The organism is Candidatus Eisenbacteria bacterium, assembly GCA_013140805.1.
Lineage (GTDB): Bacteria > Eisenbacteria > RBG-16-71-46 > RBG-16-71-46 > RBG-16-71-46 > JABFRW01.
On record JABFRW010000052.1, the window covers coordinates 42,975 to 66,974 of the forward strand.

At 67.5% G+C, this 24,000-nt stretch carries 15 protein-coding genes; 9 read left to right on the plus strand and 6 right to left on the minus strand.

Going from position 1 to position 24,000, the window contains the following annotated elements:
* Positions 1-48: 48 nt before the first annotated feature.
* From HOP12_04920 to HOP12_04950, 7 genes are all read left to right on the plus strand, one after another.
* The gene (locus HOP12_04920; protein NOT33497.1) at positions 49-2,088 is read left to right on the plus strand and encodes a M13 family metallopeptidase; all 2,040 of its coding nucleotides are present in this window, start codon (positions 49-51) and stop codon (positions 2,086-2,088) included.
* 166 nt (positions 2,089-2,254) lie between these two features.
* Entirely contained in the window at positions 2,255-3,451 is a 1,197-nt protein-coding gene (gene mqnC, locus HOP12_04925; GenBank protein NOT33498.1) for a dehypoxanthine futalosine cyclase, read from the plus strand.
* Positions 3,452-3,454: 3 nt separating this feature from the next.
* Positions 3,455-4,990: an anion transporter gene (locus tag HOP12_04930; GenBank protein ID NOT33499.1), complete on the plus strand. Its 1,536-nt coding sequence runs from the start codon at positions 3,455-3,457 to the stop codon at positions 4,988-4,990.
* A 288-nt stretch (positions 4,991-5,278) separates the two neighbouring features.
* Entirely contained in the window at positions 5,279-8,446 is a 3,168-nt protein-coding gene (locus tag HOP12_04935; protein ID NOT33500.1) for a PKD domain-containing protein, read from the plus strand.
* Positions 8,447-8,477: 31 nt separating this feature from the next.
* Positions 8,478-11,636, plus strand: coding sequence for a PKD domain-containing protein (locus HOP12_04940; protein NOT33501.1), 3,159 nt, complete (start codon positions 8,478-8,480; stop codon positions 11,634-11,636).
* A 22-nt stretch (positions 11,637-11,658) separates the two neighbouring features.
* Complete coding sequence (locus HOP12_04945; protein NOT33502.1) at positions 11,659-14,814, plus strand: PKD domain-containing protein; 3,156 nt, start codon at positions 11,659-11,661, stop codon at positions 14,812-14,814.
* The gene (locus tag HOP12_04950) at positions 14,815-15,237 is read left to right on the plus strand and encodes a septal ring lytic transglycosylase RlpA family protein (protein NOT33503.1); all 423 of its coding nucleotides are present in this window, start codon (positions 14,815-14,817) and stop codon (positions 15,235-15,237) included.
* 1,738 nt (positions 15,238-16,975) lie between these two features.
* Here the strand turns inward: HOP12_04950 and HOP12_04955 are convergent.
* Entirely contained in the window at positions 16,976-17,830 is an 855-nt protein-coding gene (locus tag HOP12_04955; GenBank protein NOT33504.1) for an ABC transporter substrate-binding protein, read from the minus strand.
* Positions 17,831-17,885: 55 nt separating this feature from the next.
* Complete coding sequence (locus tag HOP12_04960; GenBank protein ID NOT33505.1) at positions 17,886-18,350, minus strand: SRPBCC domain-containing protein; 465 nt, start codon at positions 18,348-18,350, stop codon at positions 17,886-17,888.
* A gap of 124 nt (positions 18,351-18,474) precedes the next feature.
* On the opposite strand from HOP12_04960, the gene HOP12_04965 reads away from it, so the two are divergent.
* Positions 18,475-19,569 (plus strand): hypothetical protein, encoded by a 1,095-nt coding sequence (locus tag HOP12_04965; GenBank protein ID NOT33506.1) that lies wholly within the window; start codon positions 18,475-18,477, stop codon positions 19,567-19,569.
* On the opposite strand, the gene hflX is transcribed toward HOP12_04965, so the two are convergent.
* Genes hflX through HOP12_04980 form a run of 3 tightly spaced genes read right to left on the minus strand, consistent with a single transcriptional unit; the run spans position 19,566 to position 22,708 of the window.
* Positions 19,566-20,726, minus strand: coding sequence for a GTPase HflX (gene hflX, locus HOP12_04970; protein ID NOT33507.1), 1,161 nt, complete (start codon positions 20,724-20,726; stop codon positions 19,566-19,568). The two genes, HOP12_04965 and hflX, sit on opposite strands and share 4 nt — an antisense overlap.
* On the minus strand, positions 20,723-21,940 hold the full coding sequence (locus HOP12_04975) for an aminopeptidase P family protein (GenBank protein ID NOT33508.1): 1,218 nt from the start codon (positions 21,938-21,940) through the stop codon (positions 20,723-20,725). The genes hflX and HOP12_04975 overlap by 4 nt, the downstream gene beginning before the upstream one ends.
* Positions 21,941-21,994: 54 nt before the next feature.
* On the minus strand, positions 21,995-22,708 hold the full coding sequence (locus HOP12_04980; GenBank protein ID NOT33509.1) for a rhomboid family intramembrane serine protease: 714 nt from the start codon (positions 22,706-22,708) through the stop codon (positions 21,995-21,997).
* 164 nt (positions 22,709-22,872) lie between these two features.
* Here HOP12_04980 and trxA point away from each other — a divergent pair, with 164 nt between their 5' ends.
* Positions 22,873-23,196, plus strand: coding sequence for a thioredoxin (trxA, locus tag HOP12_04985; GenBank protein ID NOT33510.1), 324 nt, complete (start codon positions 22,873-22,875; stop codon positions 23,194-23,196).
* Here the strand turns inward: trxA and HOP12_04990 are convergent.
* On the minus strand, positions 23,180-24,000 hold an 821-nt coding region (locus HOP12_04990; protein ID NOT33511.1), incomplete at its 5' end, for an NAD(P)H-hydrate dehydratase. The two genes, trxA and HOP12_04990, sit on opposite strands and share 17 nt — an antisense overlap.

The following is a 24,000-nucleotide window of genomic DNA, read 5'->3' on the forward strand; positions in this document are numbered from 1 at the left end:
AGCCTGCAAGCCTCTTCCCACCCCAGAGACTCGAACCCCGAGGAGCACATGAGACTTCGAATCACCGCGCTGGCCGCGCTCGCGCTCTGCGCGCTCGCGAACACCGCGCTGGCCCAGTCGAGCGGCATTCAGCTCGGCCAGATCGACAAGACCTGCCAGCCGTGTCGCGACTTCTATCAGTACGCAAACGGTGCGTGGACCGACACCGTGAGCATTCCCGCCATGTACAGCTCGATCGGCGTGGGCCGCGAGATGTTCGACCGCAACCAGGACATGTTGCACTCGGTGCTGATCTCGGCCGCGCAGAACATCTCGGGCGAGAGCAACGAGACGCTGGTCAAGGTCGGTGCGCTCTATGCGACGCTGATGGATTCCGCGCGCGCCGAGCGTGACGGCGTGACTCCGATCCAGCCGTACCTCGATCGCATCAACGCGATCCAGAGCCGCAAGGTGCTGCTGTCGGAGCTCGCGGACATGCACAAGCTCGGACTCCTGGTGCCGTTCTACTTCGGCGCTCAGGCGGATGCCAAGCAGAGCCAGTGGATGCTCGGCACGTTCTACCAGGGCGGGCTCGGGCTGCCGGAACGCGACTACTACATGAAGACGGACACGGCGAGCGTCTCGCTGCGCAAGGCCTACGTCGCGCACGTGGCGAAGACATTTCAGCTCGCCGGCATGGCCGCGGACGCGGCGGTCAGAGACGCCGAGCGGGTGATGGCGTTCGAGATGGCGCTCGCGAAGGCGTCGCGGCCGAATGTCGAGCTTCGCGACCCCGACAAGAACTACAACAAGATCACGGTTCGCGAACTGCAGAAGCAGGTACCGGCGATCGCGTGGGCCGACTACTTCGCTTCGCTCGGCGTCGCAACGCTGGCGTCGCCGGATTCGTTCGTCAACGTGGCGCAGCCCGACTTCATGAAGGAAGTCAGCCGGCAGGTCGCCTCGACCCCGCTCGAATCGTGGCGAGCCTATCTTCGCTATCACGCGATCGACAACAGCGCGGGCTGGCTGAGCCAGGAGTTCTTCGACGAGAACTTCACGTTCAACGCGCGGCTGACCGGCGCGCGCGCTCCGCTGCCGCGCTGGAAGCGCGCGGCCGACGCAGTGGACGGTGCTCTCGGTGAAGCGCTCGGGCGTGCGTGGGTCGAGAAGAACTTCACGCCGGCCGCCAAGGCGCGAATGCTCGAGCTGGTCGACAATCTTCAGCGTGCCTACCAGAAGCGCATCGAGTCGCTGGCCTGGATGAGCGACGCGACCAAGAAGCAGGCGCTGGTCAAGCTCTCGACCTTCACGCGCAAGATCGGATACCCGGACCGGTGGCGCGATTACTCGGCGATCAAGATCCAGGCCGGGCAGCCGGCGATTCTGAACCTGGTCGAGTCCAATCGTTTCGAGCGAGCGCGCGATCTGGCGAAGATCGGCAAGGCGGTGGATCGCAATGAGTGGTTCCTGTCGCCGCCGACCGTGAACGCCTACTACAACCCGCCGAACAACGAGATCGTGTTTCCGGCCGGAATCCTGCAGCCGCCGATGTTCGATCTGAACGCCGATGACGCGGCGAACTATGGCGCGATCGGCATGGTGATCGGGCACGAGCTGACGCACGGCTTCGACGACGAGGGCAGCAAGTACGACGCCGAGGGAAATCTGAAGAACTGGTGGACCGAGGGCGACCGCAAGGCGTTCGAGGAGCTGGCGGGCCGCATCGACCAGCAGTACTCGGGCTATGTCGCGGTCGACACGCTCAAGGTGAACGGCAAGCTGACGCTGGGCGAAAACATTGCGGATCTCGGCGGGCTCACGATGGCCTACTACGCCTATCAGGCGAGCCTCGAGGGCAAGCCGCGTCTCGCGAATCTCGACGGCTTCACGCCCGAGCAGCGTTTCTTCCTCGGCTTCGCGCAGTCGTGGCGGCGCAAGATGCGGCCCGAGCGGCTGAAGCTCATGGTCAACACGGATCCGCACTCGCCGGCCAACTGGCGCGTGAACGGGCCGATCGCCAACATGCCGGAGTTCGCGAAAGCGTTCGGTTGCAAAGCCGGTGACGCCATGGTCCATCCGCCCGAGAAGGCCGCGGTGATCTGGTAGTCGGGGTATCCGGCGAGCTTCACCGCCGCAGACTCTGCGTGTATCGTTGCGGCCCGCGTCTCACGGCGCGGGCCGCAATCGTTTCGTCCGCCGTCCGTCCGCCGTCCGTCGTGCGCCGCGCCAGGGGCAGGAGAGACTCGCCGTGTGGTCACGCATCGAATCCAAGCTGCTTGCGGGTGAACGGCTGATTACCGCCGAAGGCGTCTATCTGCTCGCCGAAGCGCCGCTGCTCGAGATGGGTGCACTCGCGAACGAAATGCGGGCTCGCAAGACCGATCCGCGCGTCGTCACGTACGTGATCGATACCAATCCGAACTACACCAACCTGTGCACGGTCGACTGCCACTTCTGCGCGTTCTACCGCAAGCCGGGCGCCAACGCCGCCGACGCCTACACGCACGACGTCGAGGGCGTGATGAAGATGATGGCGCAGGCGCGCAAGGTCGGCGCCACCACCGTGCTTCTTCAGGGCGGCCTCAACCCCGAGATCCCGTGGGAGTTCTACCCGACCATCGTGCGCGAGGCGCGGGCGCGTTACCCAGAGATCACGCCGCACTTCTTCTCGGCTCCCGAGATCCACCAGATGATCGAGGTGTCGGGGCTCACCATGCGCGGAGTGCTCGAGGCGCTCTACGAGGCGGGTCAGCGCACGCTGCCCGGCGGCGGAGCTGAAATCCTCGCCGACCGCGTGCGCAAACGCGTGTCGGTCAAGAAGGGCGGGCCCGAGGCGTGGCTCGAGGTCCATCGCACCGCGCACGCGGTCGGCATGCGCTCGACCGCCACCATGATGTACGGCCACGTCGAGACCCACGCCGAGATCATCGAACACCTCGACTACGTGCGTGCGCTCCAGGACGAGACCCGCGGCTTCACGGCGTTCGTGCCGTGGTCTTACAAGCGCGGCAACACGCCGATGGAATCGAAGGTCAAGCACGTGGCCGGTGCCGGCGCCTACCTGCGGGTGCTGGCCGCAGCGCGGCTCTACCTGGACAACTTCGATCACATTCAGGCGTCGTGGTTCAGCGAGGGCAAGAAGACCGGCCAGATCGCGCTGCACTTCGGCGCCGACGACTTCGGCGGCACGCTGTTCGAAGAGAACGTGCACCTGGCGACCGGCTGGTCGAACAAGACCACGCTGGCCGAGATCGAAGCACTGATCCGCGAATCGGGCTTCGCCCCGGCGCAGCGCACCACGCTCTACGAGATCCTGCGAGTCGGCGAGGGCCCCGAGGCGCTCGCGAACCTGTCGGCCGACGTGCCGCTGTTCGTCGAGGCCCTGCGCGAAATGCCGGCCGAGTACCCGGTGCAACTCGAGGGCGAAGAGCCCGTCGCGCCCGGGCCGCCGCTGATCATGCCGCGCTAGCGAGTGGTCCCGCGCGCGCAGACATCACCGGATCGAACGCCGCCGATCGACCCCGAGGAGCCGCTCGGTCCGACGCGCCACTTCAAGCCGGTTCCGATCCTGCTCTCGGTGCTCGCCGCATTCATCGTGGCGCAGCTGCGGATTCCCCACCTCGGCCCCGCGGCGCACGACACCCTCACGATCCTCACGCTCGCGATCGGGCTGTGGTTCACCGAAGCGGTGCCGATCGTGGTGCCGGCGTTGCTGATCCCGATTCTCGCCACGATGATGGGCGTCACCACGGTTCGTGGCGCGTTCTCGGGCTTCGGCGATCCGATCGTCTACATGTTCCTCGGCACCTTCCTGCTCACCGAGTCGGCGGCGCGTCACGGGCTCAACGCGCGACTCGCGGCCACGGTGATGAACGCACACTGGGTGCGCGGCAATCCGAAGCATCTGATCTGGGCACTGGCGCTGCTCGGCTGTGCGATCTCGGCGTTCGTGAACAACACCGCCACCACCGCCATGATCCTGCCGCTGGCACTCACCGCCGAGCGCACGCATCATCGCGGGCTGCTGGTCGGCGCGCTGCTCATGGCTGCGTATGCGCCGTCGCTCGGCGGGTTCGCGACGCCGGTCGGCACCGCACCGAACCTGATCGGACTCGGATTGCTCGAAGCGGCGACCGGAGTGCGACCCTCGTTCGGGCGTTGGATGCTGGTGTTCGCGCCGCTCGCGATCCTGTTCACGATCGGCAGCGCCGCGTGGCTCCGGTGGCGCGCCGGCTCGGTGGCGCCGGTCGAGCTCACGCGCGACACAGCGATCCCCGCGCCGAGCATCGCCCGCCCGTGGTCGCTGGCCGAGCGGCTCCTCGTGCCGGTCTTCGGCGTGGTCGTGCTCCTGTGGATCGGTCCCGGCCTGCTTCAGAGCATGCCGGCGCTGGCGAACGCGCCGTTTCTCGAGCTGCTGCGCAAGCGCCTGCCCGAGACGGTCGTCCCTCTGTTCGGCGGTCTCCTGCTGTTCCTGTTGCCGAGCGGCGGACCCGGCGCGGGCGGGCGGCGCGGATGGCGCAACGGCGAGCGCATTCTGGATGTGTCGGTGTTTCGCCGCCTCGAATGGAGCACGCTGCTGCTGTTCGGTGGTGGTCTGTCGCTCGGTGTCATGATGTTCGACACCGGTCTCGCTCATTGGATCGGCGGCGGTCTCGCGAATCTGCTGCGCCTCGAGGGGACACCGCTCGCTGGCACCTTCGGTGTGGTGCTGGTCTCGACGCTGCTCGGAGTGCTGGTGAGCGAGATCACCAGCAACACCGCGAGTGCTTCCCTGGTGGTGCCGGTCGCGATCGCGCTCGCGCAGGTGGCGGGAGTGGATCCGGTCAAGCCGGCGCTGGCGGCAACGGTCGCATGTTCGTTCGGATTCATGCTGCCGGTTTCGACGCCGCCGAATGCCCTGGTCTACTCGACCGGGCGGCTGCGGGTCCGCGAGATGATCGCGAACGGAGCGCTCCTCGACCTGGCGGGCATTGCAGTGGTGTCGGTGTGGGTGACGCTTTTCGCCTGATCCGGCGCCGCCTCAACGCCACACAAACCAGGCCGCCGGGCTAACTCGCGATGGCTCGCGACGCTGCCGCCTCGGAGGCCCCAACCCATTGAGTGGCTTGCACCTTGCAAGTCCCAGGGTAGGAATCGTGCATTCCAGCCAGGCCGAACGGGGATTCGAGGGCGTGCGCGAAGAATCTCGAGTGCGCGCTTGGGGACTCGCGCATCTGCGTCCTACCATGTTCGACCCTTGCACCCCGCCGTCCGAGCGCCGCGCACACCACATCGAGAGTTCAGGGAGGTATTCCCGTTGTTCCGTCGCCTGAGGATCCAGGCCGGTTTCGCGGTGCTGCTCGCGGCGATCGCCGTGTCGGCGACCGCCTCGCAGGTCGGCGCGTCGATCACGCTGCCGTACCCGTTCTGGTACTTCAACGCGGCGCCCGGAACCACGTTCGACACTCCGACCGGCATCGCGTTCATGCCCGACGGCCGGCTGCTGGTGTCCGAGAAGCGCGGCCGCGTCTACGTGATCAAAGATGGCACCCGGCTCACGACTCCGCTGTGGCAGCGCGAGAACGAGGTGCTGAACAACGGCGACAAGGGATTGCTCGACGTCGCGGTGGATCCCGACTTCGCGATCAACCGCTACGTCTACCTGCTCTACACGGTGGACCCCGACACCAACGGCGTCGACGACAACGAGGACGCGTTCGGGCGTCTGACGCGCTACCAGGTCAGCGCCACCGATCCGAATGTCGTCGACTACGACACCCGCACCGTGCTGATGGGTCGCGTGTGGAACGAGGGCCCGACGATCGGATCGATCACGCACTCGATCGGATCGTTGCGGTGGGGCACCGACAAGACGCTGCTGATCTCGATGGGCGACGGCGCGCAGTTCACCGTGATGGACCCGGGTGGGCTCGACCCGGCGATGTTCGGCCCCGGCAAGGCGAATCCCTACGAAGACATCGGCGCGTTTCGCGCACAGGACATCACGGTGCTGCCGGGCAAGGTGTTGCGAATCGATCCCGCGACCGGGCACGGCATGCCGAGCAATCCGTTCTACGACGGCAACCCGAGCTCGAACCGCTCCAAGGTGTGGGCCTACGGAGTGCGCAATCCGTTTCGCATCTGCGTGCGTCCCGGCAGCGGCAGCAGCAATCCCGCCGACGGTGACCCCGGTAGCGTGTACGTCGGCGACGTGGGCTGGGAGACCTGGGAAGAGGTGAGTGTGATCAAGACCGGCGGCACCAACCTGGGCTGGCCGTGCTTCGAGGGCACCCACAACAATTCGCCCTATCAGTCGGCCTCTCCGGCGCACAACGGCTGCGGCAGCGTGGGCAGCGCCACCAATCCCTCACCCTTCACCGCGCCGTTCACCGACTGGCATCACGCCAACGCATCGCTCAGTTCGCCGTCGGGAGTGAAAGGCAATTCAGCGATCGGCGGCACGTTCTACACCGGCGTGTCGTGGCCGCTCGCCTTTCGCGGGCGCCTGATCGTCGGCGACTACGGCTACGGCTTCATGCGGGTCGCCACCGTCGACGCGAACGATGACGTGACGGCGTGGACCTCGTTCGCGGCCGAAACCGACGGCCCGGTCGACATGGCGACCGGCCCCTACGACGGCGATCTCTACTACGTCTCGATCACCACCGGCGAAGTGCGCCGCATCCACTACTTCCGCCCGCTGGGCGGCAACCAGGCGCCCAACGCGGTGGCGGGCGCCGACCTGCTGCTGGGCACCGCACCGCTGACCGTGCAGTTCTCGAGTGCCGCCAGCAGTGATCCCGACGGCGATTCGCTGCGCACCACGTGGACGTTCGACGACGGCTCCGGCTCATTCCTCGCGAACCCGACGCACTCTTTCCAGTACGCGGGGACCTATCAGGTGCAACTGCTGGTCGACGACGATCGGTTGAACGAAGGCACCCACACCGTGACGATCGTGGTGAATCCGTCTCAGCCGTTCCCGGCCACCGGCACGCTCGATGACTTCAACCGCGCCAACGGGCCACTCGGGGCTTCGTGGAGTGACCCGGTCCATGGCGCTGCGGCGGCCGCGGTGAACGGCAACGACCTGGTGCAGAGCGGCGTCACGCCCACCGAACCGGTGTGGGACCCGCAGGTCTTCGGCACCGAGCAGGAAGCGTACGTGCGCTTCGACGCCACGACCTCGAACTCGCCCGAGCAGGCGCTGCTTCTCAAGCTGCAGGGGGCGCGCTCCGATTCGTCGCACATCCGCGTGGTCTACGACGCGCGCTTCCCGCACGTGCAGGTCGCGACTTTCCAGCCCGGCATCGGCGAGGTGGTGCGAGGGGCGGCGATTCCGATCGAGTTCGTGGTCGGCGACACGCTCGGCGCCCGCGCGTTCGGTAACGGCACCGTGCAGGTGTTCCACAACGGCGCGCTGATCGGCACCGTAAGCGTGGGCTCGTGGCCCTATGCCGCGAGCGGCGGCCGCATCGGACTGGCGCTTACCGGCGCGCTGCTCACGCGCCTCGACGACTTCGGCGGCGGCAACTTCGCAGGTGGAGCGAACACCGCGCCGCTCGCGGTCATCGACGCGCCGATCGACAGCGCGTTCTTCGCCGCGCAGGATTCGATCCACATGAGCGGCAGCGGTGTCGATGCGCAACAGCCGGCCGAGGCGCTGCAATACTTCTGGGATGTCTACCTGCATCACAACACGCACGTGCATCCGAACACCTTCACGAGCTCCAATCGCAACGCCGCGATGGTCGCCGAAGATCACGAAGACGGCACCGGCGTGTGGTACGAGGTGCGCCTCTACGTGCAGGACGCCGAAGGGCTGCGCGATACCGCACGCGTCGATCTGTTCCCCGAGATCAACCTGCGCGCGAGTGAACTCGCGGTCACGCCGGATCCGCCGACCGAGGGTCAGTGGGCGACCTGGAGCTTCAAGCTCCGCAACCTGGGCCGCATGCCGGCGCCGATCTCGCGCTGGCGTCTGGTACTCGGCAACACACTGCTGGCCGAAGGCGACACTTTGATCGCGCCCGGCGACAGCGTGCTGATCTCGGCCACGCTCATCAACCCGTTGGGTGGCGGCAGCTTCACTGCCCGGGCGACCGGTGACACCCTGGCCAACGTGGTCGAGACCGACGAATCCGACAACGCCTCGATTCGGCAGGTCGAAATGGCCGGATCGCCGGTCGGAGTGGGGCAGGCGCCACAGCGTTTCGCGCTTTCACAGGGATTTCCCAACCCCGCCGGCGCCATGGTGCGATTCGGTCTCGATCTGCCCCGACGTGGTGCGGTAGCATTTCGGGTCCTCGACGTTCAGGGTCGCGAGGTGTGGACGCAAGGCGCGCGGGAATTCGCGGCCGGGCACTGGAATCTCGAGTGGCCGTCACGGTTGGCGGACGGTTCGCGAGCTCCGGCAGGTCTCTACCTCGCGTTGATTGCCGTCGAGGGCCGCACGTACGCTCGACGGATTGCGGTCGTGCGATGACTTCCCGCTTACGCATCGGAGACCTACCGGTATGCTCCCCCGGCTACCCGGCCTCGCCTTCGTCGTCGCCTGCTTGCTGCTCGTCGCCGTCGCGCTGGCTCCGCGACCCGCTGACGCCATCACCTTCACCGACTCCCTGTTCATCGCCGAGGATATCGCCCCGGCAGTGACGTGGACCACGCCGACCGGACTGGCGTACCTGCCCGGCGGTCGGCTGCTGGTGATCGAGAAGCGCGGCCGCGTGTATTCCGTGATGAACGGCATCAAGAGCGCTCAGCCGCTGCTCAATCTCGAGTCCGAGGTGTTGAACGAGGGCGACCGTGGACTGCTCGGAATCGCGGTCGATCCCAACTACGTCACGAACCACTTCGTGTACCTGCTCTACACCGTGGATCCCGACTCGAACGACATTGAGACCAACGACGACGCATTCAGCCGCCTGTCGAGATTCCAGGTCAGCTTCGCGGACTCGACCTCGATGCCCTACGCGAGTCGCGCGGTGCTGTTCGGGCACACCTGGACGAGCGGCGCGATCTCCGCGTCGTCTTCGCACACTGTCGGCTGCCTGCGCTTCGGTACCGACGGCACGCTGCTGGTCTCGATCGGCGACGGCGGACAGTTCAACGTCACCGATGCCGGTGGCGTCGACCCCGGGGCGTTCGGCGCCGGCAGGACCGATCCGCTCGAGGACATCGGCGCGTTTCGCGCGCAGTACCTGCAGAGTCTCGCGGGCAAGCTGTTGCGGATCGATCCCGCAACCGGCCTCGGACTGCCGAGCAATCCGTTCTACGAGTCGGCGAACCCCGGCTCGGCGCAATCGCGTGTGTGGTGCTACGGCCTGCGCAATCCGTTCCGATTCGCGCTGCACCCCGCCACCGGCAGCACCGACCCGAGCGCCGGTCAGCCCGGCAGCGCGTTCATCGGCGACGTCGGCTGGACGGCGTGGGAGGAAACCAACGTCGCGACCACCGGGGGGGTCAACTTCGGCTGGCCGTGCTACGAAGGTTTGAATCCGCAGGACGGCTATCAGGCCGCCACACCGCCACATCACGATTGCGCGACCATCGGAACGGTCACGAATCCATCGCCGGCGACGAGCCCCATCATGACCTGGCATCACCTCACGGCGAGTCTCAGCACGCCTCCGGGCCTGGTCGGAAACGCCGCGACCGCGTGCGTGTTCTACACCGGCGGGCGCTACCCGATCATCTACGCCGGGCGGTTCTTCTTCAGCGACTACGGCGCCGACTGGATCAACACCGCGGTGCTCGACGGCAACCAGGTACTGGTGAGCACTTCGCCGTGGGCGACCTCGGTCGGCGGCCCGGTCGACCTCGCGCAGGACCCCGTGAACGGCGAACTGATCGTCGTCAGCATCACGAACAACCAGGTGCTGCGGATTCGCTACGCCGGCACCGTGCCGAACGGCGAGCCGGTCACGGTCGCGAAGGGCACGCCGCTGGTGGGCATCATGCCGCTGACCGTGAGCTTCTCGAGCGCCGGCACCTTCGATCCGAACGGCGACCCGGTCACGATGACGTGGCTGTTCGGTGACGGCGAGGGGGCGAGCGGTCCGGCGCCTCAGCACACCTACACCAAGTCGGGAAGCTTCCTGGCGGTGCTCAATGCCGCCGACGATGACGGCAGCATCGGCCGCGATACCGTGAACGTGGTGGTGCTCGCTTCTTCGGCGTTCCCGACCACCCCGGTGCTCGACAACTTCAATCGCGCGAACGGACCGATCGGAAGCCCGTGGGTCGGAATCACGAGCGGGCTCACCATCAACAACAACATGCTGTGGCCGAGCTGCTGTTCACCGAGCACGGTGTGGAGCAGTCAGAGCTTCGGCCCCAACCAGGAAGCGTTCATTCGATTCCAGGCGATCAGCACCAGCGCGCCCGAACAGGACCTGATGCTCAAGGTGCAGGGGCTCTCGTACACCACCGGGCACATCGAAGTGCGCTACGACGCAGCGCTTCACGCGGTTCGCGTGGCAACCTACGTGCTGCCGGGCGGGTGGACGCAACGCGCCTCGTTCCCCACCACCATGGCGGTCGGTGACGTGATGGGGGCGCGCGCATTCGCGAATGGTGTGATCCAGGTGATCAAAAACGGCGCGGTGCTCGGCCAGACCAGCACCGGCAACTGGCCGTTTGCCGCCAACGGTGGCTATCTGGGATTGACGATCGCCGGAGCGCAGGCCGCGCGTCTCGACGACTTCGGCGGCGGAAACGTGGTGTTCAGCACCAACACGCCGCCGGCCGTCTCGATCGTCTCGCCGCTGCCCGGCGAGTTCTACGTCGAAGGTGAACCGCTGACGCTCAACGGCATCGCCACCGACGGTCAACAGGAGCCGGGCTCGCTGCCTTACGAGTGGTCGGTCAATCTGCACCACAACAATCACGTGCACCCGAACACCGTGGTCCTGTCGGGACCGACCACCGGATTCACGCCCGAGAATCACGACGACGGCACCGGGGTGTGGCTGCAGCTCAAGCTGAGTGTGACCGATGCGGAAGGGCTCTCCGACACGACCAGCATCGCGATCTTCCCGGAGATCGACCTGGTGGCAGCGCCCGCACTGATCTCGCCCGATCCGCCGGTGACCGGCACCCAGACGTTCGTGAACTTCTGGATCCACAACCGTGGACACATGCCGGCGCAGCTCTCGCGCTGGCGGCTGAATCGCGGCAACGAAGTACTGGCGGAAGGCGACACGCTGGTGCCGCCGCTCGATTCGGTGCGTGTGCAGCGCATCTACCCGGCCGGCAGCTTCGCCGCCGGCCCGCTCACGCTGCGATTCGTCGCCGACACGCTCGGCGTGATTCCCGAGACCGACGAATCCAACAATGGGGTGACGATCGAACGCGTGGTGACGGAAGGCGGCGCGGTGGACGTCGAAGCAGCGCCTCTGGCATTCAGCCTCGGTGAGGTGCGCCCCAATCCCAGCCCGTCGACGGTCGCGCTGTCGCTCGCGCTGCCGCGCGTGTCGCGCGTCGAGTTCGAAGTGTTCGACGCGCAGGGTCGCGTCGCGCTGCGACGCGCCACGCGCGCCTACTCGCCGGGGCGGCACGAGTTGCGCTGGGACGGCCGGCTCAATGGCCGCGAAGCCGCGCCCGCCGGGCTCTACTGGGCCCGCGTGACGGTCGACGGAGCTCGATATGCGCGGCGCTTCGTGATCGTGAAGTAGCCGGATGCATCGGAGGGTCGGCATGCTCTCGAGACGCGCCGGCCGCTTGTTCGCGGCTGCTCTGATCGTCACTGCAATTGGGATCGCACCCCGACCCGCACGCGCGATCGCCTTCAGCGATCCGTTGTTCGTTGCCGAGGACGTGGCCCCCGGAGCGAGCTGGAGCACGCCGACCGGACTGGCCTACCTGCCCGGCGGCCGGCTGCTGGTGATCGAGAAGCGCGGTCGCGTGTACTCGGTGATGAACGGAATCAAGAGCGCGCAGCCGCTGCTCAATCTCGAACTCGAGGTACTGAACGAAGGCGATCGCGGCCTGCTCGGAATCGCCGTCGACCCGAACTACGTCTCGAACCACTCGGTGTATCTGCTCTACACGGTGGACCCCGATTCGAACAACGTCGAGACCAACGATGATGCGTTCAGCCGGCTGTCGCGATTCCAGATCGGCTTCGCGGACTCGACCGTGATCGCCTACTCGTCGCGTGCGGTTCTGTTCGGCTCCACCTGGACGAACGGAGCGGTCTCGGCGGCGTCTTCGCACACCATCGGTTGTCTGCGCTTTGGAAGCGACGGAACCCTGCTCGTGTCGGTCGGCGATGGGGGTCAGTTCAGCGGCGCCGATGCGGGCGGACTGGACCCCGGTGCGTTCGGCGCCGGCAGGACCGATCCGCTCGAAGACATCGGAGCGTTTCGCGCGCAGTACCTGCAGAGCCTCGCTGGAAAGCTGCTGCGGCTCGATCCGGCGACCGGTCGGGGACTGCCGAGCAATCCGTTCTATCAAGCCGGCAGTCCGAGCTCTGCCCAGTCTCGCGTGTGGGCCTACGGACTTCGGAACCCGTTCCGCTTCGCGATGCGACCCGGCACCGGCAGCTCGAATCCTGGCGTGGGTCAGCCGGGCGTGGCGTTCATCGACGACGCGGGCTGGTTCACGTGGGAGGAAACCAACGTCGCGGTGACCGGAGGACTCAACTTCGGTTGGCCTTGTTACGAAGGGTTCAACCCGCAGAATGCGTATCAGGGTGCCGTGCCGTCGCACCACGGCTGCGCGACCATCGGCACTCCCGCGAATCCCTCGCCGCGAGCGAACCCGCTGATCGCGTGGCATCACGGCGACTCGCTGCTCAGCACGCCGGCGGGTCTGATCGGCAATGCGGCGACGGCGTGTCTTTTCTACACCGGGAGTCGCTACCCGACCGGCTTCGCCGGCCGGTTCTTCTTTAGCGACTACGGGCGCAATTGGATCGACACCGCCGTGATGGACGCCAGTCACGCGCTCGTGAGCACCGCGCCGTGGGCCACTTCCGCGGATGGCCCGGTCGACATGGCGCAGGATCCCGCGAGCGGCGAGATCGTGCTCGTGACACTCGCGAACAACAAGGTGCTGCGCGTTCGATACACCGGAGCGGGATCGAACGGTGCTCCGTTGGCATTCGCAGCCGGCACGCCGCGCGTCGGGGTGGCGCCCTGCCTGGTGAACTTCTCGAGCGCGGGCACGTTCGATCCGAATGGTGATCCACTCACGCTCAACTGGCTGTTCGGCGACGGTACCGGCGCGAGTGGTCCAGCGCCCTCGCACTCGTACACGGTGGCGGGCAGCTATCAGGCGACCCTCACCGCGCGCGACAATCACGGCGACATCGGTCGCGATACTGTGACCATCGTGGTGCTGGGCTCGTCGGTTTTTCCGACCACCGCGGTGCTCGACAACTTCAACCGCGCGAACGGCCCGCTCGGCGGCGCGTGGGTCGACAATGCGAACGGGCTCGCGATCAATGGCAACCAGCTCACGCAGACGTGCTGCACTCCGAGCACGGTGTGGAGCGGGCAGAGCTTCGGGCCCAACCAGGAGGCCTACGTCCGCTTCCTGGCCGTCACGCCGGGCGCCGACGAACAGGACCTGATGCTCAAGGTTCAGGGGCTCTCGTACAGCACCGGCCACATCGAGGTGCGCTACGACGCGGTGCTCGCGGCGGTGCGTGTGTCGACCTATCTGCCCTCGACGAGCTGGACGCAATGGGCAGCGTTTCCGACCACGATGGCGGTCGGCGACGTGCTGGGTGCCCGCGCGTTCTCGAACGGCATGATTCAGGTGATGAAGAATGGCGCTTTGCTGGGCGAGACCACGAGCGGTGAGTGGCCGTTCGCCGCCAACGGAGGCTACCTGGGGCTGACGTTTGCGGGTGCGCTGACGTCGCGACTCGATGACTTCGGCGGAGGCACCATCGTGCTCAATCCGAACACCGCACCGAACGCCACCGTCACCTCACCGCCCTCCGGCCAGTTCTATGTGGAGGGGATTCCGATTGCGCTGACCGGAACCGCCACCGATGCGCAGCAGAGCTCGGCGTCCCTTCAGTACGACTGGTCGGTCGACCTGCATCACAACAACCACGTTCATCCGAGCACCGTGGTGTTGTCGGGCGCTTCGACCGGCTTCACGCCCGAGAACCACGACGACGGCACGGGTGTGTGGCTCGAGGTCAAGCTGCTGGCGATGGACTCGGGCGGGCTCGCTGACACCGCCGGCATCGCGCTCTATCCTGAAATCGACCTCCAGGCAAAGGCCGGCTTGATCTCGCCGGATCCACCCACCACCGGGACGCAGACGTTCGTGAACTTCTGGATCCACAATCGTGGCCGCATGCCGGCGCAACGGTCGCGCTGGCGACTCAACCGCGGCGCGCAGATGCTCGCCGAGGGCGACACGCTGGTGGCACGACTCGACTCGGTTCGCGTTCAGCGCGTGTTCCCGGCCGGCACGTTCGTGGCGGGTCCACTCACGCTGCGATTCCGGGCGGACACGCTCGGCACCGTGCCCGAGACCAACGAGGCGAACAACGGAGTGACGGTTCAACGCACCGTGATCCAGGGCGGTGCGGTCGCCGTCGAGCCGCCACCGATCGCATTCGGTCTCGGCGAGTCGCGCCCGAATCCGAGTGCCTCGAGCGTTGCATTCTCGCTGGACCTGCCGCGGGCGGCGAGCGTGACGTTCGAAGTATTCGACGCCCAGGGCCGTGTCGCCTTTCGGAGCCTCGGACGGACACTCGCACCCGGGCGCCACACGCTGGACTGGAGCGGACGCGTCGAAGGTCGTGAGCCGGCAGCGCCGGGGCTCTACTGGGCACGCGTGACGGTCGACGGCGTCCGCTACGCCCGTCGCTTCGTGATCGTCAGGTAGATGCGCGTGTCGCGTTCGATCGGAGCGAACTCCCGGCATTCAAGATTCGGCGCGATCGTTGCCCTGGCCCTCGTCCTTCACGGCTGCGCCGGTTCGCGTCCTCCGATCGAGCCGCTGCCGGGTGCTGCCGAGGTCGGCGAGGCTTCGTACTACGCGCGACACTTCCAGGGTCGCCGCACCGCGAACGGGGAGCGCTTCGATCAGGCCGAGCTGACCGCGGCGCATCGCACGCTGCCGTTCGGCACCCGCGTCAAGGTCACGAACCTTGCGAATGGCGCGAGCGTGTTCCTGCGCATCAACGATCGCGGACCGTTTCGCCGCGGACGCGTGATCGACGTGTCGCGGCGCGCGGCCCGCGAACTCGGCTTCCTGCGAGAGGGCGTGACGCGCGTCCGGGTCGAGGTGATGCCCGACCCGCCGTAGCGATCGTGCTGCGTGCGAGCGAAGCTCCCGTGCGGCGAGTGCCGGCGCCAGCGGCCCCAGCTCGAGCCAGATCACGGTGAAGCCGTCGGCGGTGCGAAAGCGGCGCTCCTGAATGGCCCCGAGCGTCGCGTGGGTGCGTGCCGCTCCCGGGCGCTCGGCGATCTCGACCCATGCGGGCCACGCGCGATCCGAATCGCGAAGCGCGAGCAGCACGAAGCGGAACTCGTGCAATCGTCGAAGCGGCGAAACCTCATCGGGCGTGAGCGCCAGCTGAAGGACCGGGCGCTCGAGCGGCCACGCGAGCAGGGGACCGAGGTTCGACATCACCGTCGCGCCGGCCGGCGCGCGCTGCACGAGCAGGTCCGCGATCGATCGCAGCGACTCGGTCGACGGCACCACGCGCGCATCGAGTGCGCGTTGCGCGGCGCGATTGCCCTCGCTGCTCTGCCGGACGCCCCAGCCGAGCGCCAGCACGGCAACGCTCGCGATCAGCAGGTTGCGAGCGCGTGCGCCCAACATCGCATCGGGTGCCCGGCTCAGCAGTCCGACGAGCGAGAGCCACCCCGCAGCTTCGAGCGGCAGCCGGCTCGGGAACATCTCGCGCGGCCACGGAAGCGTAACCGCGGCGGCGACGACTCCGAGCGTCGCGGCGCCGAGGGCTGCGAGCACGGCCGCGACGAGCGCACGCGCCGGGCGTGCGATCACCAGCCACAGCACCAGAGAGCCGAACCACAAGCCGCGCAATCCCGTGAGTGACAGGAGCAACAACTCGGGCAGCTGTCTCGAGAGCTTCGCCGCGAGCAACGGAATGGCGTCCGCCCCGCGGTTCGAATCCCACGCCGGCGATCCGAAGGCACGCCACTTGTAGGTCCACCAGGGTGCGAGCGGAATCACGCCGCCGAGCACCGCGAGCGCCAGCACGCGTCGACGAGTCCCAGGCGCAGCGCTCCACGCGGCCGCGAGGATCGCGAGCGGGCCGAGCCACGCGATGCCGGGCCGGAACAGGCCGGTGACTCCCAGCACCACGCCGAACGCCAGCGGCCAGCGCGCTGCATGCCCGAGCGCGATCGCGAACAACAACGCGGTCCAGCCCAGTGTGAAAGGCAATTCGGGCAGCCCGTTCACCGCGAGGTGTTGTGCCTCAGGGTCGAGCCACACCAGCAACGCAGCGACAGAGGCGAGCAGCAGTCGCGGAACCCTCGATGTCGAAACTGCACCGGAGGCACCCCGGGCGACCGCGTTCGAGCCCGGTTCGCGGTACGGCTCTCCGGGTGAGTCCGAGATTCGCAAGGTGCCGATGAACACCACGAGCCCGAGCAAGATGAAGCATGCAACCGGGCTTGCCAGCGTGAGCGGCGCGAGTGACTCAGGCGAGGTGCCGGCTCCGAACATGCGCGCGACCGTGAACAGAAGCGCCTCGACCAGCACCAGTCCCGGCTGCACAATCGCGAGCGGCCACGGTGGCGCGGGGTGGCTCGCCAGCTCGATCGGCAGCGCGAAGAGAGTCGCGAGGCGGCCGTGAAGCGCCAGCTCGCGCGCGGCAATCGCGACCTGCGCCGCATCGCCATTGAGCAGCGGCGTGTGGCCGCCGAGGTCCCAGGCGCGCGCGTGAAGCCACCACGCGAGTCCGCCCATCGCACTCAGCAGAACGGCGAGCAGGCGGGCCGGCCACGACTTCCAGGTCGCCGTCATGGCGGCAGAGTAGGGGGCGTGCCGAATCGTGTCGAGAGGTCGCGAACTAGACGATGTCGATCGTCGGAACCGTCGGGATCGCACCGATCCGTACGGCACTCTCGTACAACTTCGCGAGCGCCTTGCGGCCCAGATCGCCCATGTCGAGCGTCAGGTCGTTGACGTACATGTGCACGAACTTCTTGCCCTGTGTCACGTCCAGTCCGCGTCCGAACTGAAGCGCATAGCGGATCGCTTCGTCCTCGTGGTCGAGCGCGTCCTGGATGCTGGCGCGAAAGCCGTCGCTGGCGGCTCGCATGAGTTCGGGGCCCAGGTCGCGCCGGATCACGTCGAGTCCGAGCGGAACCGGCAGGCCGTCCCGTTCCTCCCACAGCTCGCCGAAGTCGAGGACCTTGACGAGGCCCTCGTCGCGATACGTGAGCTGGCTCTCGTGAATGATCACGCCGGCTTCGACTTCGCCCGCGAGCACCGCGCCCGGGATGCGATCGAACATGACATCGACCGGAATGCAATCGGGGCACTCGATCTTGAGCAGCAGCGCCGCGGTGGTGAGCGGCCCCGGGATCGCGACACGCTTGCCGTGCAGCGACTTCATGTTGCGTGCCTCGCGCGCCACCACCAGCGGCCCGTAGCCCTGACCCATCGAGGCGCCGCAGCGCATCACCGCGAATCGATCGGTGAGAAATGCGTAGGCGTGCGCCGACACCGCGGTGATCTCGAGGTCGCCGTGTTCGAGTGCCCGACGATTGAGTGATTGAATGTCCTGCAGCACGTGTTCCACGCGGCAGCCGGCGATCTGGGCGCGGCCGGTGTGGAAGCCGTAGAACATGTAGGCGTCGTCGGCGTCGGGGCTGTGGCCGAAACGAAGAGTTCGCAGGGTCGTGCCGGGCGAGGTGGTCATGTGAGCGCTCCCAAGGGTCAAGAGTCGCGCAGGATAGCGCACACGCGGCCGTGGCTCACACGCGAGGTGCGAGATAGTCCGCAAGTCGTGCGAGTGCTCGCGGCCAGGCCGCGCGGTACTGCTCGGCGATCGGTTCGTAGTCGGGCCGCGCCGGCAGGGTGTGCGTGACGCGCAGCCGGCAGGCCCCGCCGACTGCACCCTTCGGATCGAGCCGGAACTCGACGCGGCCCGCGTAGCCGCTCGAGTCCGCTGCCGAGCGTGGCGGGTAGCCCGCATGCCCGCCCTCGTAGGCGCAGGCCAGCGGCGGCTCGAATCCCGTCCAGGTCGCCTGAAACGGCAGCCCTGAGCGGCCGGGCCGCGTCCACTCGAGCGTCAGGCGGCCGCCGGCCCGCGGTTCGCTGACCGCCCAATCGCAGAACCAGGCCTGCAGATGGCGGCCCTCGGTCAGCACGTCGAACAGCCGCGCGGGCGGGGCCGCGAGCGTCCGATCGAAGGCGAGAACCTGTTCGGGGTGCGTCATTCCTGCGCAGAGTAGCGCACCCGGACTTCAACCTTCGGCCCCGGCCCGGTGTCCAATCCCATGTTCGCGACCCATGACCTATCGTGTGCCCGGTGTCCGGGCACCTGACCGCGGGAGAAAACACATGTCGGTTCGGATCTTCCACGTCGCGCTGGTCGCGACCCTCCTCGCAGCGCCGCTCGCCGTGGCGCAGGCCGGGGGCTCGCACAGCGGAACCCACGTCAACTCGTCGAGCGGAGACGGACTGCCGCGCACGTCGTCCGGCGAGTGGTGGGTCGACCCGACATCGGATGCGTCGACTCTGCGGCTCGGGTTTCGAGTCGCACTCACCGGCAGCGGCACCAGCTGGAACACCATCGACGTCTCACTCGACCGGTTGCCGGGTCTCGATCGCCAGCTCCTCAAGGGCCGCGATGGCGCGACGAGCTTCGACATCAAGCGCGACGCTGGAACCTTCCACGCCACCGGCAAGTTCACCAAGCGCCGCGGTTCGGGTCGATTCACCTTCGAAGCCGATCCCGCCTACGCGCGCGAACTCGAGAAGCGTGGCATCGGCCGACCCGCCAGCGGGCAGCAGTTGACGCTCGCGATGCACGACGTGGGGCTCGCGTTCATCGACGCGCTGAGCGCGCAGCAGTACCCGCGACCGACGGTCGACGTGCTGGTGCAGTTCGGATGGCACGGCGTGACGCGCGAATACGTCGACGGACTCGCGCGTCTGGGTCATCGGCTCGGCGAGCTCGGTGCGCTGATCGAGGCGCGCGATCACGGCGTGTCGCTCGACTACATCGCGGACATGCAGCGGCTCGGATTCGACAAGCTCTCGATCGAGGAGCTGATCGAGGCGCGCGACCACGGCGTGGGACCCGAGTATGTCGCCGCCATGACGGCGAGCGGGCGCGAGAAGCTCTCGATCGAGGAGCTGATCAAGGCGCGCGATCATGGCGTGGATGCCGAGTTCGCCGCCGAGCTGAGTGCCGCGGGGCTCAAGGACTTCGGCTACGAGGATCTGATTCGGGCCCGCGATCACGGGGTGGACGGCAACTTCGCCGCCGAACTGTCGACCGCCGGCTACGCGAACCTCACGCTCGATCAGCTGATCCGCGCACGCGACCACGGAGTGACGGGGCGCCAGGCGCGGAAGATCAATGCGAAGCTCGGGCGGCGCACGACGTTCGACGAGCTGGTGCGGATCGTGGACCGCGGCGGGCTCGACTAGGCGCGCGAGCGCGAATTCTCGAGTGCCGCGCGCGCCTGCCCCTTCGCCGCCGCGCGGTCGCGGGAACGCTGCCACACCCGATCGCGCAACAGGTCGAGCCCCTCGCCCCGCAGCGCGGAGACGAACACCGCACCCGGATACTCGGCGCGAATCGCCTCGAGCGCGGTCTCGTCGGTCACCGCGTCGATCTTGTTGAACACCAGCATCGAAGGCTGCGGAGTGACGAGCAACTCCTCCAGAACTCCGTCGACCGCGCCGATGTGATCGCGAAACGCGAGATCGGCCGCGTCCACCACGTGCAGCAGCAGGTCGGCCTCGAGCGTCTCGGCGAGCGTGCTGCGAAACGACGCCACCAGATGATGCGGCAGTTTGCGGATGAATCCGACCGTGTCGGTGAGCAGCGCCACGTCGCGCTCGGGGCTCACCATCTGACGCGTGGTGGCATCGAGAGTCGCGAACAGACGGTCCTCGACGAACACCCGAGAGCGCGTGAGCGCATTGAACAACGTGCTCTTGCCGGCGTTCGTGTATCCGACCAGCGCGGCGCGGAACTCGCCGCGCCGTCGCCGTCGCTGGGTCTCGCGTTCACGCTCGACCGCGACCAGCTCGCGCTTGAGGCGTGCGATGCGATCGCGCACCAGCCGGCGATCGGTCTCGAGCTGGGTTTCGCCGGGGCCGCGCGTGCCGACGCCGCCCTCCTGACGCTCGAGGTGCTTCCACATGCCGGTCAGGCGCGGGAACGTGTACTCGAGCTGCGCCAGCTCCACCTGAAGCCGCGATTCGCGGCTGCGCGCGCGGCGCGCGAAGATGTCGAGGATCAGCTCGGAGCGATCGACCACTTTGCGGTCGATCGCCTTCTCGAGGTTTCGCACCTGGGCGGGCGAGAGGTCGTCGTCGAAGATCACGACGTCCACGTCGTGCGCTTCCGACAGCGCCTTCACTTCGGCGACCTTGCCCTTGCCGATGAAGGTGGCGGGATGGACCGAGCCGCGTCGCTGCGTGGCCTGCCCCATCACGATCGCACCCGCGGTGTCGGCGAGGCGCGCGAGTTCCTCGAGCGAGCGGCGCAGGTCTTCGGCGCTCCCGGTCGAATGTCCCACCAGGATGGCGCGCTCCTCGCGCGGCGGATTGATGACTTCGAAGTGTTCGCGCTTCATGCGGGGATCAGGATCTCCAGTTCGTAGGCGGCGGGGGTGAGGTTCTCGAAGCCGCCATCCGCACGCATCACCACCGTGTCCTCGATGCGCACGCCGAGTCCGCGCGACGGGTAGTAGAGGCCCGGCTCGACCGTCACCACCATGCCCGGCTCCAGCTTGTCCAGATTGCTCGGCGGCCCGCCGAGCAGCGGGGCCTCGTGGATCGAAAGCCCGACGCCATGACCGAGGCTGTGCACGTAGCCTTCCTGCAGCGACGGATCCGTGCGGCGCGTGGCGTGGCCGCGCGCTTCGAAGACATCGCACACTTTTTCGTTCAACGAGCGACACGGTTCACCCACGCGCATTGCTCCCATCGCTTCGCGGAACGCCGAGTGCACGTCGTCCCACGCGCGTTTCACCGGTTCGGGCGCCACACCAACGCAGAACGTGCGCGTGAAGTCGCTGAAGTAGCCGCCGCCTGCTTCGCCCGGGAAGATGTCGACGATCACCGGTGCTCCGGGGCGCAACAGTTCTTCGTCGTTGCCGCGGTTGTGGGGAACGCCGGCGTCACGGCCCTGGGCCACGATGCTCTCGCCACCCTCGAGCCCGCGCGCCACGAATTCGCGGTGCAGCAGCGCGCGCAGATCGCCGAGTTTCACCGCGCGCATGCCGTCGACGACGGTTTCGCCGTCACGGCGCAGCGTGCGCACGTAAGCAACCAGCGAGTCCCACGCGGCCACGATGCCTTCGGAAGAGCGGCGGATGTTCGCGACTTCGTCATCGTCCTTGGTCTGACGCGCGCGCGTCAGAACGTCGGGGTGCGTGTCATCGATCACCAGGTCCGGGCGCTTGGCGCGCAGCGCCTCGATCAGCTCCCAGCCGTTGCCGACCGTCGCCTCGCCGTAAAATGCCACGCGACCCTTGATGCCGAGGTTCTCGAGCATGTCGGCGATCAGGCCTGCCCATGCGCGCAGCGGCTTCGATTCGCGCTCGACGCGCTGGACCCAGCCGTGCTGCGTGAGCGTCGAGTGATCGATCCCGCTCGCCGCGGCCTGATCGCGTTCCATGGGATCGACGACGAGATGCGCGTGACCATTGCTCGCGCGCACGTAGAGCCCGACGTGGATCTTCTGGCCCGTCATGTAGTACATGGCCGGCGAATAGCGGTCGAGCGCCAGCACCACGAGCCCGGCGAGACCCTGTTCGTTCATGAGGCGGTCGATGTCGCGTCGCATGTGGACTCCTCGAGGAAGGGGGGCACGGATGCTAGCGCGACGGGCACCGGCGCGCTAGGGCCGCAGTTCGAAGGAGGATCGGCGCGCCGCGGCCCGAACTCGACCCCGTGCCACCAGTGCCACCAGCACCCCGAACGCAAAGCCGCCGATGTGGCCCCACCACGCCACGCCGCCGCCCGAGTCCGAGGTGTAGAGCAACGACAGCGCGCCGTTGAAGAACTGGGTGACGAACCACAGACCCAGCACCACCACCGCCGGCAGCGCCATGAGCTGGATGAAGACGAACAGCGGAACCAGCGTGATCACGCGCGCGCGCGGAAACAACACGACGTAGGCGCCGAGCACTCCGGCAATCGCCCCGCTCGCACCGACCGTCGGGATCGGTGAGCCCGTCTGCATCGCGAAGTGCAGCAGCCCCGATGCGAGACCTGCGCCGAGATAGAACAGCACGAATCCCAGGTGCCCGAACTGGTCCTCGATGTTGTCTCCGAAGATCCACAGGTACCACATGTTGCTGATCAGATGGAGCCAGCCGCCGTGCAGGAACATCGATGTGAAGAGCGGAACCAGCGCGTCGGTGACGAGGTTGCCGCGGCCTGCGAGGGCATTCGAGACGTGTGCCGGGACGATTCCGAACGCGAGCGCGAACTCCTGCAGCGCGGGGCCGAGACTGAGCTCGTACACGAACACCAGCGCATTGATCAGAATGATCAGGCGGGTCAGGTGCGGAGTTCTGCCCGAGGGGTTTTCGTCGCGTAGAGGAATCAAGGAATGTGGCTCGGATGTAGGATTGACGCGGCCGTAACGCGCCGCCTATCTTCGCGAGTGATCAAGCTCGGCCTGGCTCGAATCGTCGGGAGCTGCGGTGCATCTGAATCCCCGCAAGCGAGCGATTTCGGCCTCATCTTATAGCGGTTCAGGGGGTAGCAGCCATGTCGAACGCCATGAATGTCAGTGATCAGACCTTCGAGGCGGAAGTGATCCAGTCGACGACACCTGTTTTGGTGGACTTCTGGGCCCCGTGGTGCGGCCCGTGTCGTCAGATCGCTCCGACCATCGATCAGCTCGCCATCGAGTATCAGGGCAAGCTGAAGGTCGTAAAGGTGAACGTCGACGAGAACATCGAAACCGGCGGTCGCTACGGCGTGGTCGGGATTCCGACGCTGCTGATCTTCAAGGGTGGCGAGGTCGTCGAGAAGCTGGTGGGCGCCTACCCCAAGCCGGCACTGATCTCGAAGATCACGCAGTACCTCTAGCCCTGCCCTCGCGCGTCCGCGCGAGCTCGCGCATCACGTCGGGAAGCGCTTCCAGGACATCGCTCGCGATCACCCCGAGCGCCCCGCGCGTGGTGTTCAGCCGATCGCCGGCCGTGCCGTGCAGGAATACTCCGAGGCGCGCCGCGTCGTAGGCCGCGAGTCCTTGCGCCACCAGCGCCACGGTGATGCCCGCCAGCACGTCTCCGGTTCCGGCGCTCGCCAGCACCGGCCCGCCGGTCGAATTCACGGTGGCCGCGCCGTCCGCTGAAGCCGTGACGGTCGGGGCGCCCTTCAACACCAGAACGGCCGCCCAGCGCTTCGCCCACGCGACGGTGCCGTCGATGCGGGCGGACTCGAGTGCCGCCGGACTCTCGCCGGTGAGTCGCTGCATCTCGCCCAGATGCGGCGTGAGGATGCGAACCCGCCCGGGCGCGCCGCATGCGGGTGAGGCCGCGGCAGACTCGGCGTGCAGCGCCTCGCGCGCAGCTTCGAAGGCATTGAGCCCATCGGCATCCAGCAGTACAGGCGTCGCGCATCGCTCAACGAAGCGACGCACCAGCTCGCTCGACTCGGAGTGGCGCGAGAGGCCGCAGCCGAGCACCACAGCGTCGACCGCCGCGGCCGCCTCGAGCAGCGGCTCGAGAGCTGCGAGTGCCAGCGTGCGTTGCGGGGTCTCGGGCATCGCGAGCGTCATGGGTTCGACCAGTCGGGAGGCGAGCACGTCCTCGAGGCTCGAGGGCGCGGCGAGCTGCACGTAGCCGGCCCCTGCCCGCATGGCGGCGCGCGCGGCCAGCACCGGCGCGC

Bases quoted from the DNA above. Each gene is read 5' to 3' on its own strand.
- HOP12_04920 (NOT33497.1), top strand. From the start codon at position 49: ATGAGACTTCGAATCACCGCGCTGGCCGCGCTCGCGCTCTGCGCGCTC.
- HOP12_04940 (NOT33501.1), top strand. From the start codon at position 8,478: ATGCTCCCCCGGCTACCCGGCCTCGCCTTCGTCGTCGCCTGCTTGCTG.
- HOP12_04945 (NOT33502.1), top strand. From the start codon at position 11,659: ATGCTCTCGAGACGCGCCGGCCGCTTGTTCGCGGCTGCTCTGATCGTC.
- HOP12_04950 (NOT33503.1), top strand. From the start codon at position 14,815: ATGCGCGTGTCGCGTTCGATCGGAGCGAACTCCCGGCATTCAAGATTC.
- HOP12_04955 (NOT33504.1), bottom strand. From the start codon at position 17,830: ATGACCACCTCGCCCGGCACGACCCTGCGAACTCTTCGTTTCGGCCAC.
- HOP12_04960 (NOT33505.1), bottom strand. From the start codon at position 18,350: ATGACGCACCCCGAACAGGTTCTCGCCTTCGATCGGACGCTCGCGGCC.
- HOP12_04965 (NOT33506.1), top strand. From the start codon at position 18,475: ATGTCGGTTCGGATCTTCCACGTCGCGCTGGTCGCGACCCTCCTCGCA.
- hflX (NOT33507.1), bottom strand. From the start codon at position 20,726: ATGAAGCGCGAACACTTCGAAGTCATCAATCCGCCGCGCGAGGAGCGC.
- HOP12_04975 (NOT33508.1), bottom strand. From the start codon at position 21,940: ATGCGACGCGACATCGACCGCCTCATGAACGAACAGGGTCTCGCCGGG.
- trxA (NOT33510.1), top strand. From the start codon at position 22,873: ATGTCGAACGCCATGAATGTCAGTGATCAGACCTTCGAGGCGGAAGTG.